Raw genomic sequence first — 6,505 nt, forward strand, 5'->3', positions numbered from 1 at the left:
GGATGTCGCGGTCGTTACGGGAGTGTGACCAAAAGCCCTCTTGCCACGGCCGAAAAGCGTCTAGCAGAGTGATGTATGCGCTTACAGGAAGCGCATACATCCGGGAACAGGGCCTCTTGGTCCCGTCTCCGGCCGGCTTACGCCGGGGAGCTCAAGGAGGAGCCGTCCATGCACCGCGCCGCCGCATCCGCCGCGATCGCCCTGACCGTGGCGTCCGCACTCACCCTCACCGCCTGTGGTGGCTCCGGTGGCGCGGAGACCGCCGCCGACGCCGAGCAGACCCTGACGGTCTGGGCGATGGGCACCGAGGGCGAGAAGCTCGTCGACGTCGCCAAGGAGTACGAGAAGGCGAACGAGCACATCACCGTCAAGGTGACTCCCGTCGGCTGGGACGTGGCGCATCAGAAGCTGGTCGCCGCCGCTGCCGCCGGGAAGCTCCCGGACGTGATGCAGATGGGCGGCAGCTACCTCGGCGAGTTCGCGGACATGGGCGTCCTCGAACCGGTCGACACCAAGACGGTCAATGAGGACGACTTCTTCCCGGCGGCCTGGGCGCAGTCCGAGTACGACGGCGAGGTCTACGGCGTGCCGTGGTACGTCGACACCCGCGTCCTCTTCTACCGCACCGACCTGGTGGAGAAGGCCGGCCTGAGCGGGCCCCCGAAGACCATGGCCGAGATGACCGCCGCGGCCACCGCCCTCCAGGACAAGGCCGACACCGAGTGGGGCCTGTACGTCCAGTCCCGTGGCCTGGACACCGTGCAGAGCTTCTACCCGTTCCTGTACTCGGCGGGCGGCGCCATCCTGGACGACGCCGGGAAGCCGGTCGTCAACAGCGCCGAGGCCGTCAAGGCGCTGGAGAACTACGGCAGCTACTTCGACAAGGACCTCATCCGCAAGTCCGTGCCGCCGGGCTACGACGTCACCAAGGACTTCAACACCGGCACCGTGCCGATGTTCTTCGGCGGCCCCTGGATGATGAGCCTGCTCGACGAGAACTACCCCGACATCAAGGGCAAGTGGGCGGTCGCCCCGGTCCCCGCCGACCAGGCGTCCGTGTCCATGGCCGGCGGCTCCAGCCTCGCCATCTCCGCCGACAGCGGGCGCAAGGCCGCCGCCAAGGAGTTCGTCGCCTATCTGACCGACGCCAAGGGCCAGGCCGACTGGTACGAGCGCACCAAGGACCTGCCCGCCAACCGGGCCGCCTGGGAGTCCGGCGCCCTCGCCACCGACCCGGCGCTGAAGGTCTGGCGGGAGCAGATGGAGACCGCCCGCGCCAACCCGTCGCTGCCCCGCTGGACGGAGATCACCTCCAAGGTCGACACCGCCATCGAGGCCGTCACCCAGGGCAAGTCCTCCGCCCAGGACGCGCTGGACAAAGCGCAGACCGAGATCGAGGGCCTGGCCGAGTGACCCCGGGGCACGGACGACGAGCACGCTGAGGCCGAAGAAGAGAGCACACCCACATGTCCCTCGTGACCGGACCGGCCGCCGACCGGGCGGCCCCCGAGAAGACCCGGGGCGGCGCCACCCGCCCGCCCCGGGGACGGCGCGGCCCGCTGAACCGGCGCAACCTGTACGGCTGGCTGTTCTCCACCCCGTTCCTGGTGCTGTTCGCGGTGTTCATGGCGTTCCCGATCATCGCGACGCTCCTGATGAGCTTCACGGACTTCGGGGCCCGCGACGTGACCCGCCCGCTGGACGCCGAGTTCGTCGGCCTCGACAACTATGTCGAGCTGTTCGGCGACGAGAAGTTCCTGCGGGCGCTGTTCAACACCGGGTACTTCGTCGTCGTCGGCGTGCCCCTGACCGTGCTGCTCGGACTGCTGGTCGCGGTCCTGCTCAACAACGGCATCGACCGCGCCCGCACCTTCTTCCGGGTCGGCTTCTACGCCCCCGTCGTCACCGCCATCGTCGCCGTGGCCGTCGTCTGGCGGTTCGTCCTCGACCCGGCGGACGGGCTGATCGCGGGACTGGCCACCGAGTTCGGGCTGAAGGCGCCCGACTTCCTGGGCTCCGAGACCTGGGCCATGCCCTCGCTGATCGCGATGGCCGTCTGGCGCAACCTCGGCACCGTGATGGTGCTGTTCATCGCCGGACTCCAGGCCATCCCCACCGAGGTCCGCGAGGCCGCCCGCCTCGACGGGGCGAGCGGCTGGCAGGAACTGCGCCGGATCACCGTCCCCCTGCTGCGCCCGACCCTGCTCTACACCACGGTCATCACCACCATCGGCTACCTCAATGTCTTCGAGGAACCGTTCGTGATGACCCAGGGCGGCCCCTCCGGCTCCACCCTGACCGTGTCCCTGCACATGTACCAGCAGGGCTTCAACTTCTTCCACATGGGCTATGCGAGCGCCATGGCGTATGTGCTGTTCGTGGTGATCATGGGCATCACGGTGCTCCAGCTCCGACTGCTGAAGGACAACACCCGATGAGCGCCCCGACGGCCCCCGCACCGACGCCCTCCGTCGCCCCCGAGGCGCCTGCGCGTCGCCGCCGTCCCCGCCGGGTCCGTAAGCCGCTGCTGTACGTCGTGGCCTCGCTCGGGCTGCTGGTCATGGCCGCGCCCTTCCTGTGGATGGCGCTGTCCGCCTTCAAGACCCGCGAGGACCTGACCGCCAGCCCGCCCGTCTGGCTGCCCACCGACTGGACGCTGGACAACTTCAGCGCCCTGCTCGACCAGCTCGACATGCCCCGCTACTTCGTGAACTCGCTGATCGTCGCCGTCCTGGTGACCGTCTGCAATCTGCTGTTCTGCTCGATGCTCGGCTACGCCCTGGCCAAGCTGGAGTTCACCGGCCGCTCCCAGGTCTTCGGCCTGGTGCTCGCCGCGCTGATGGTCCCCGGCAATCTGCTCATCCTGCCGCTGTACGTGCTGATGAACCGGCTCGGGCTGATCGACACCTACGCCGGGCTGGTGCTGCCGTTCGCGGCCGGGGCCTTCGGGGTGTTCCTGATGCGCCAGTTCATGCAGTCCATCCCCGACGAGCTGCTGGAAGCCGCCCGGATCGACGGCGCGGGGGAGTGGTACATCTTCTGGCGGATCGTGCTGCCGCTGGTGCGGCCCGCGCTCGCCACCCTGACGATCTTCACCTTCCTGGGCTCCTGGAACAACTTCGTCTGGCCGCTGATCGCCACCAACGACCCCGAGAAGTACACCCTCCCGGTCGCCCTGGCGACCTTCGCCAACGATCCCAACCGGACCGTGGCCGGCGGCAACGGGATGCTCATGGCCGGCTCGCTGCTGGTCGTCCTGCCCGTCCTGCTGGTCTTCATCGCCCTCCAGCGCCACTTCACCCAGGGCATCGCGACGGCCGGCCTCAAGTAATCGGCACCGCCCCCGTCCCACCGCCCCCGTCCCACCGGCCCCGTCCCACCGGCCCGGTGGCCCACCCACCCGACCGACCACACCCCCCGCACGGACACCACCAGAGAGATCGGACGATGACGCACACCTCGACGCCCTTCCCCGCCACCTTCCTGTGGGGCGCCTCCACCGCCGCCCACCAGATCGAGGGGAACAACGTCAACAGCGACTGGTGGCGCAAGGAGCACGACCCGGCGGCGAAGATCGCCGAGCCGAGCCTCGACGCCTGCGACAGCTACCACCGCTGGGAGCAGGACATGGACCTGCTCGCCGAACTCGGCTTCACCGACTACCGGTTCAGCGTCGAATGGGCCCGTGTCGAACCCGTCGAGGGCACCTTCTCGCGCGCCGAGATCGCCCACTACCGGCGGATGGTCGACGGCGCCCTCGCCCGCGGCCTGCGCCCCATGGTCACCCTGCACCACTTCACCGTGCCCCGCTGGTTCGAGGACCGCGGCGGCTGGCTCGCCGACGGCGCCGTGGAACTGTTCGCCCGGTACGTCGAGCACTGCGCGCCGATCATCGCCGAGGGCGTCGGGCATGTCTGCACCATCAACGAGCCCAACATGATCGCCGTGATGGCCGGGCTCGCCAAGAGCGGCGAGCAGGGCTTCCCGCCCGCCGGGCTGCCCACCCCCGACGAGGACACCAGCCACGTCGTGATCGCCGCGCACCACGCGGCCGTCGAGGTCGTCCGGGCCGTGGCCCCCGCCGCCCAGGTCGGCTGGACCGTCGCCAACCAGGTGTACCAGGCGCTGCCGGGCGCCGAGGAGGCCACCGCCGCCTACAGCCGCCCCCGCGAGGACATCTTCATCGAGGCCGCCCGTGGCGACGACTGGATCGGCGTCCAGTCCTACACCCGCACCAAGATCGGCGCCGACGGCCCGGTCCCGGCGCCCGAGGACGCCGAGCGCACCCTCACCCAGTGGGAGTACTACCCGGCCGCCGTCGGCCACGCGCTGCGCCACACCGCCGCCATCATCGGCCCGGACGTCGCCCTGATCGTCACCGAGAACGGCATCGCCACCGCCGACGACAGCCGCCGCGTCGACTACTACACGGGCGCCCTCAGCGCGGTCGCCGCCGGGATCGAGGACGGCCTCAACATCCAGGGCTACCTGGCCTGGAGCGCCCTCGACAACTACGAGTGGGGCACCTTCAAGGCCACCTTCGGCCTGATCGCCGTCGACCCGGTCACCTTCGCCCGCACCGCCAAGCCGTCCGCCGTCTGGCTCGGCGGCCTCGGCCGCACCCGCACACTGCCACGGCTGGCCGACTGACCCGCCGGGCCCGGCCGGCGACCAGCCCCGTCCGGCCGGGCCCGGCGCCACCATCGCCGACCCGCCGTACCGCAAGGCCGTACGGCGACGGCGCCCCGACCCGGGAGCCGGTGGACCTGACCCCACCGGCTCCCGCTCCCTCCTCCAGGGAGACCCACCCAGGGAACGACCCACCGAGGTCCCCGTGAGGGGCGAGCCGCGCCCCTCCCACGACAGGAGCCGACCACGCAATGAAGCGCCGTACGTTCCTCGCCACCAGCGCCGCCGCCGGGGCCACCGCCCTGACCGCCGCCACCCCGCTCACCGCCCACGCCGCCCCCGCCACCGCCCCGCGCCGCCCCGGCGACCGCGACGAGCGGGACCTGCGCACCTGGTTCGCCGCCACCCACCGCTCGCTGCGCGCCATGACCACCGACTTCGGTCTCGCCGCCGACAAGATCGACATCAGCGGCGCCGGCACCCCCGTGCCCTCCGCGCAGACCTCCCCGACCAACATCGGCTGCGGACTGTGGACCACCGTCGCCGCCGCGGGACTCGGACTGCTCTCCGAGTCCGCCATGCGCCGCGACCTGACCCGCACCGTCACCGCCGTCGAGAAACTGGAACGCGCCCACGGCTTCTGGTTCAACTGGTACGACTCCTATGACGGTTCGGTGCTCACCGCCTGGCCCGAGACCGGCGCCACCGTCCGCCCCTTCCTCTCCTCCGTCGACAACGCCTGGCTGGTCACCGGGCTGATGATCGCCGCCGAGGCCGACCCGGCGCTGCGCCCGCGCGTCGCGAAGCTCCTCGAAGACGCCGACTGGTCGTACTACTACACCCCCTACGACCCCGCCGACCCGGTCGCCGGACCCGGTCAGCTGCGCGGCGGCTACTGGCCCGACCGCCCCGGCAAGGGCGAACCCACCGGCCACCACTACGGCGCCCTCAACACCGAACCCCGGATGGCCAGTTACCTCGGCATCGCGGACGGTTCCCTGCCCGGCGAGCACTACTGGCACATGTTCCGCACCCTGCTCCCCGGCATGGGCCAGGAACAGGCCCCCGGCGGCGCCTGGGTCACCATCGACGGTGTCCGCGTCTGGCAGGGCCACTACACCCACCGGGGCCGCAAGCTGGTCCCCACCTGGGGCGGCTCCATGTTCGAGGCACTGATGGTGCCCCTGTTCGTCCCGGAGCCCACCTGGTCCCCGCACGCCTGGGGCCTCACCCACCGCCGCTACGTCCGCAGCCAGATCGACCACGGCCTGACCGAACAGGGCTACGGCTACTGGGGCTTCTCCCCGGCGAACATCCCCGAGGGCGGCTACCGCGAGTACGGTGTCGACGCCATCGGTATGCAGGAGGACGGCTACCACCCGCACGGCGTGGTCACCCCGCACGCCTCCTTCCTCGCCCTGCCCTACGCGGAACGCGAGGCCCTCGCCAACCTCCGCGCCCTGGACGCGGACTTCGGCGCCTACGACGACCGGTACGGCTTCCGTGACTCGGTGGACACCGCGACCGGCCGGGTCAGCGACTTCGTGCTCGCCCTGGACCAGGGCATGATCGCCGCCGCGCTGGCCCAGCGGCTGCGCCCGGGACTGCTCCAGCGGCCGTTCCGCACCGGCGGCTTCCACAGCCACGTCCGCCCGCTGCTGCGCAAGGAGCGCTTCAGTATCTGAGTGGCGCCGGCCCCGGCTGTTTCTGAGTGGCGCCGGCCCCGGCTGCATCTGAGCGGCGGCGGGGGCCGGGGCGGGGGGGCGCCGGGGGGCCCCCCCCCCCCCCGCCCCCCCCCCGGCGCCCCCCCCCCCCCCCCCGCCCCCCCGCCCCCCCCCCCCCCCCCCCCCCCCCCCCCCCCCCCCCCCCCCCCCCC

Annotated in this window: 5 protein-coding genes; all 5 read left to right on the forward strand. The window is 71.5% G+C overall.

All coding sequences use genetic code 11. The features are described from left to right. Window positions 1-168 precede the first annotated feature (168 nt). The gene (locus AB0D49_RS26650) at window positions 169-1,413 is read left to right on the forward strand and encodes a sugar ABC transporter substrate-binding protein (protein WP_362761793.1); all 1,245 of its coding nucleotides are present in this window, start codon (window positions 169-171) and stop codon (window positions 1,411-1,413) included. A 53-nt stretch (window positions 1,414-1,466) separates the two neighbouring features. Beyond that, window positions 1,467-2,438 (forward strand): sugar ABC transporter permease, encoded by a 972-nt coding sequence (locus AB0D49_RS26655; RefSeq protein ID WP_362761795.1) that lies wholly within the window; start codon window positions 1,467-1,469, stop codon window positions 2,436-2,438. Next, window positions 2,435-3,331, forward strand: coding sequence for a carbohydrate ABC transporter permease (locus AB0D49_RS26660; RefSeq protein WP_362761797.1), 897 nt, complete (start codon window positions 2,435-2,437; stop codon window positions 3,329-3,331). The genes AB0D49_RS26655 and AB0D49_RS26660 overlap by 4 nt, the downstream gene beginning before the upstream one ends. Before the next feature lie 116 nt (window positions 3,332-3,447). Then, window positions 3,448-4,650 carry a family 1 glycosylhydrolase gene (locus AB0D49_RS26665; protein WP_362761799.1) on the forward strand — a complete coding sequence of 401 codons (1,203 nt, stop codon included), beginning with the start codon at window positions 3,448-3,450 and terminating at the stop codon, window positions 4,648-4,650. 230 nt (window positions 4,651-4,880) lie between these two features. Beyond that, the gene (locus AB0D49_RS26670; protein ID WP_362761800.1) at window positions 4,881-6,314 is read left to right on the forward strand and encodes a glucoamylase family protein; all 1,434 of its coding nucleotides are present in this window, start codon (window positions 4,881-4,883) and stop codon (window positions 6,312-6,314) included. The last annotated feature ends 191 nt before the right edge of the window (window positions 6,315-6,505 follow it).

Origin of the sequence: Streptomyces sp. NPDC048290, from assembly GCF_040652095.1 — a bacterium.
Lineage (GTDB): Bacteria > Actinomycetota > Actinomycetes > Streptomycetales > Streptomycetaceae > Streptomyces.

Bases quoted from the DNA above. Each gene is read 5' to 3' on its own strand.
- AB0D49_RS26650 (WP_362761793.1), top strand. From the start codon at position 169: ATGCACCGCGCCGCCGCATCCGCCGCGATCGCCCTGACCGTGGCGTCC.
- AB0D49_RS26655 (WP_362761795.1), top strand. From the start codon at position 1,467: ATGTCCCTCGTGACCGGACCGGCCGCCGACCGGGCGGCCCCCGAGAAG.
- AB0D49_RS26660 (WP_362761797.1), top strand. From the start codon at position 2,435: ATGAGCGCCCCGACGGCCCCCGCACCGACGCCCTCCGTCGCCCCCGAG.
- AB0D49_RS26665 (WP_362761799.1), top strand. From the start codon at position 3,448: ATGACGCACACCTCGACGCCCTTCCCCGCCACCTTCCTGTGGGGCGCC.
- AB0D49_RS26670 (WP_362761800.1), top strand. From the start codon at position 4,881: ATGAAGCGCCGTACGTTCCTCGCCACCAGCGCCGCCGCCGGGGCCACC.